The sequence below is a fragment of the Streptomyces sp. NPDC006510 genome (genome assembly GCF_040611955.1).
Lineage (GTDB): Bacteria > Actinomycetota > Actinomycetes > Streptomycetales > Streptomycetaceae > Streptomyces.
Map to the genome: position 1 here is coordinate 1 of NZ_JBEXPH010000369.1, position 3,939 is coordinate 3,939.

Sequence of the window (3,939 nt, forward strand, 5' to 3'; positions counted from 1 at the left end):
GTCCTGCTCGCCCTCGGCCGCACCGACGACGCCTACCGGATCGCCGACCAGGTCCTCACCCGCGACCCGTCCTTCGGCGACTTCACCGACATCGCTGCCCTGCCCGAGTTCCAGGAGTGGCGACGGGCCCAGCGCGTCGAAACGATCCGCGGAGGCGCTCGATGACCGCCCACCCCGCACCCCCACCGATCACCCGGCCCCTCACCGACCTCGACCAGGTCCCCTGGGCCGACCTCTGCCACGCCTACGGCCCCGCGACCGTCATCCCCTCCCAGCTCCGCGACCTGACCTCGCTCGACCAGGCGACACGCGACCAGGCATGGCACCGCATGTACTCCAACCTGTACCACCAGGGGAGCATCTACGAGGCCACGCCCCACGCCGTCCCGTTCCTCCTGCACCTGCTCGCCGACGAGCGGCCCCCCGACCGCGAGGGGCTCCTGACCTATCTGTCCGCGCTGGTCACCGGCGAGGACGAGGAGCAGTGGTTCCCGGACGGGTACGACACCGCCAGGATCGCCGGATGGCCGGTCGAGACCGCCGTGTACGAAACCGTGGAAGCCGGTGTACCGACCGTCGTCGCCCCGCTGCTGGACCACGACGACCCGGAAACGGCGGTCCGGGCAGCGGTGCTCACCGCGTGGTTTCCGGCACAGGCCCCACATGTCCTGCCCGGCTTGCGCCGACTGTGCGGCAGAGCGCTGCCACGCCCCGGCCGTGCGAATGCGCTCATCGCTCTGGGCCTCCTGGCCGGCGCCGCCGGCGACCGCTCCGACACACCCCTCCTGGAGAGGACGCTGGCGGACACCGACGCCCCCGACCGCTGGGCGGCGGCCGTGGCCCTCGCGCGCGTCACCGCCCCCGACCTCCCGGACCCGGCGATCGACGCCCTGATCGACGAACTGGGCACGATCTGCACCGACCCCGACGCGTACGAGGACGTCGAACGGGTGAGCTTCTGCAAAGGTTTCGTGGCGGCCCTGATCCTGCGCACGGCGGACCGTCTGACCGACGCCCGCCAGGAGGCCGCCCGATCCGCTCTCGTGCGCCTCCTGCGGCGGACCGAGGAACAGAACCCCACACCCTGGAACACCGCCGCGACCCTGGTCGTCTACACCTTCCTCGACACACGGCCGACCGCACCGCAGCTCACACCATGGCAGCGCGCCGTGCTCCGCTCCCTGCTCGACGGAGACCGGATCTGGGCGTCTGGAGAACTCGGCCTGCTCCTCTCCTCCGAGTACGGGCTCCCCGACACGCCTGACGCCTTGGAGGAGTGGCTGGACCGCCCCTGAACGAGCAGTTCCCGCCCCCCTCCGGCCGCGGGAGTACCAAGCGGGAGGCGGCGTCGATTGTCGTCAAACCGGGCTGTGACATGAAGTCGCCGCACGAACTTTGGTCCGATCCTGGACTCTGCTGCGTAATTCGTCAGGCGGAGAGTCGGTAGCTGAGTCGTTCGAGCCTGCTGTGGCGGGCGCGGTCGAGTGGCCCGGTGGTCCAATGGGCGTCGAGCCGGATCACGTTGAGCGCGGTGGCGGAGAAGGCGTGTTGGAGGCGGACTTTCGGTAGGCCGCGGTAGCGGGCCCGGCGGATGCCGGTGACGTCGAGGGCCTGGTTGATGGTGCCCTCGACGCCGGCCCGGAGGGCGTACTTGTTCTTCCAGGTGTCGGTCTTCTGCTCGGCGCGGGCTCTGGCGAGGTTGTCGTGGAGTTCTTCGGGCCTGAGGGTGAGCATGCGACGGCCGATCTTCGAGGTGGTGCACTGCTTCTGGAAGGGGCAGTCGCGGCAGGTCAGGACGCTGAAGGTGATCACGATGGCGTCTGTGCCGTGTTGCTGGACGGGGTTCCAGTGGGAGCTGATCCTCCCGGCGGGGCAGCGGACCTGGCGGGTCTTCCAGTTGATGGTGAAGGCGTTCTTGTCGAAGCCTTCGGCCGCCTTGGCCTGCGCGGAGTGGTCCAGAAGGACCGGAGTGACCATGCGGATACCTGCTGACCCTGCATTCCCTGCACTGGGCGGACGAGATCCGCGACCCCCACGAGGAGGTCCCCGACCTGCCGGGCAAGACGGAGCCGACCGCCGCCGAGGTGAAGATGGCCCACCAGCTCATCGACGCCCTCACCACCGACTGGGATCCGGAAGACTTCCACGACACCTTCCAGGAGAAGGTCAAGGCGCTGATCGAGGCCAAGGCCGCAGGCGAGGCCGTGGAGAAGGCCGAGCCGGCCGCGCAGCCCACCGGTGTGGTCGACCTGATGGAGGCCCTGCGCGCAAGCGTCGAGGGGGCCCGCAGCCCGAAGGACACCGGGGAGAAGGCCAGCGCCTCCGGGAACACCGGGCGCGGGAAGAAGCCTGCCGCGAAGAAGCGCACCGGGGCCCGGGTCGCTGCGGTCGCTGACCAAGGCCGAGCTGTACGAGAAGGCCACCAAGGCCGAGGTCAAAGGACGCTCCGGCATGACCCACGATCAGCTCGCTGACGCCCTCGCCAAGGACAGCTGAAGAGCTTCGGCGACGGGTGGGACTCTCGCCCTCTCACGACCCTGCCTCGGGGGGCCCGATGACGACGAATTCCTCGCCATTCCAGTGCATGACCAGTTCCCGTACCCCGTCCGGTCCGCTCCGGGCTGCCCGCACCAGCTCGACCCGGCCCGCCATGCTCCAGCCGTGCTCCGCCCAGTACGGATGGGCACTGATCAGGCAGGACAGCCGGATCAGCCCCCGGCGCAGCTCGGCCGCCCCAACGGCGGGCCGCAAAGCGAGCTCGTTGTAGATGCGGATCTGCCGGCGCCTGAGATCGATCAGGTCGTCGGGGAAACGGAAGGACACCATCCACATATTCAATCAGGTGTTCGAATTTCGGCGCGGGTTCCCGCACAGGCCCCGCGGCGCCGGCTGTGGAGCCCGACTGAGCGTGACGGTTGGCCCGGGCCGTTCTCTCGTTACTCCACAGCGCGGCCGATGAGTTTGTGGCTCCCGGCCGGTCCAAGCTCGTGACACCCCAGGAAGGACACCGCAATGTCGGAGCTTCTCGTCGACTTCATCACCTCCCTCGACGGCCACGCATCGGGAGAGGGATGGCCCGGGTTCTGGGGCCTCGAGGGCCCGGAGTACCTCGCATGGCTCGGCGAGCAGCCCGAGGCCACCTACCTGATGGGAGCGAATACCTACCGCCTGATGTCGGGCTTCGCCGCAGGCGAGGTCCCGAATGGCCAAGACGAGTTCAGGCCCGAAGAGGAGGCGTCCGTCGACGAGCTCACGCAAGCTTCCAAGGTGGTGTTCTCCTCCTCCCTCGAGGAGCCACTGACGTGGGCCAACTCCACGCTCGTCCGCGACGACGCTGTCGAGGCGGTCCGCGCCATGAAGTCGAGTGGCTCGGGGCTCCTCAGCACGATCGGCAGCCTCAGCCTGTGCCGGTCCCTGCTACGAGCCGGACTCGTCGACCGCTTCCGGGTCGTGATGTTCCCGGTGATCACCGGGGCGACGGGTGAAGAACGCATCTACGACGGCTATCCGGACGTTGCCCTCGAGATGATCGAGCACCGCACCTTCGACGGCCGCATCCAGCTGGTCGAGTACAAGCCCCGCGTGCTCGAGCACCCGCCGCTCGGCGTCCCTGCGTGACAACGACCCGTTCGCCGGCCTGGACGGCCGCCAGGCTGAAATATCTCGCCGTGGCCTCCGTGTCGGGCGGGCGCGATATCGTGAAGCCCTGATGTCTGTTGCTTTTCATGATCCGGCAGGAGCGTTCCGCGTGCCCGAGGACCCCATCGCCCAGAGCGAGCTTGCTGCCCTGACCCGGCGTTTCGAAGAGGTCGCGGGAAAGCACGACCGCGAGTTCGGGATCATCAAGTCCGACCTGACCGCGGTGCGCCTGCAGATCGGGAACCTGGACCAGAAGGTCGAGGCTCTCGACAAGAAGATCGACCGGAACCAGGCCCAGAT

The 3,939-nt window shown here is 68.7% G+C and carries 6 protein-coding genes; 4 read left to right on the forward strand and 2 right to left on the reverse strand.

The genetic code is table 11. The features are described from left to right. Positions 1-161: 161 nt before the first annotated feature. Positions 162-1,295 (forward strand): hypothetical protein, encoded by a 1,134-nt coding sequence (locus ABZY11_RS43370; RefSeq protein WP_356484453.1) that lies wholly within the window; start codon positions 162-164, stop codon positions 1,293-1,295. 133 nt (positions 1,296-1,428) lie between these two features. Here ABZY11_RS43370 and ABZY11_RS43375 read toward each other — a convergent pair whose 3' ends face one another. Then, the gene (locus tag ABZY11_RS43375) at positions 1,429-1,977 is read right to left on the reverse strand and encodes a transposase (protein WP_356484454.1); all 549 of its coding nucleotides are present in this window, start codon (positions 1,975-1,977) and stop codon (positions 1,429-1,431) included. Positions 1,978-2,090: 113 nt separating this feature from the next. Between ABZY11_RS43375 and ABZY11_RS43380 the strand changes: the two genes are divergently transcribed. Then, a complete protein-coding gene (locus ABZY11_RS43380; RefSeq protein ID WP_356484455.1) occupies positions 2,091-2,474 on the forward strand; it encodes a hypothetical protein in 384 nt (127 codons plus the stop codon). A gap of 55 nt (positions 2,475-2,529) precedes the next feature. Here ABZY11_RS43380 and ABZY11_RS43385 read toward each other — a convergent pair whose 3' ends face one another. Then, positions 2,530-2,826, reverse strand: coding sequence for a hypothetical protein (locus tag ABZY11_RS43385; RefSeq protein WP_356484456.1), 297 nt, complete (start codon positions 2,824-2,826; stop codon positions 2,530-2,532). A 186-nt stretch (positions 2,827-3,012) separates the two neighbouring features. Here ABZY11_RS43385 and ABZY11_RS43390 point away from each other — a divergent pair, with 186 nt between their 5' ends. Together ABZY11_RS43390 and ABZY11_RS43395 are read left to right on the forward strand one after the other, a co-directional pair. Next, positions 3,013-3,618 carry a dihydrofolate reductase family protein gene (locus ABZY11_RS43390; RefSeq protein WP_044577946.1) on the forward strand — a complete coding sequence of 202 codons (606 nt, stop codon included), beginning with the start codon at positions 3,013-3,015 and terminating at the stop codon, positions 3,616-3,618. A 130-nt stretch (positions 3,619-3,748) separates the two neighbouring features. Further along, positions 3,749-3,939, forward strand: a 191-nt coding sequence (locus ABZY11_RS43395) for a hypothetical protein (RefSeq protein ID WP_356484457.1), incomplete at its 3' end; no start/stop codon positions are given.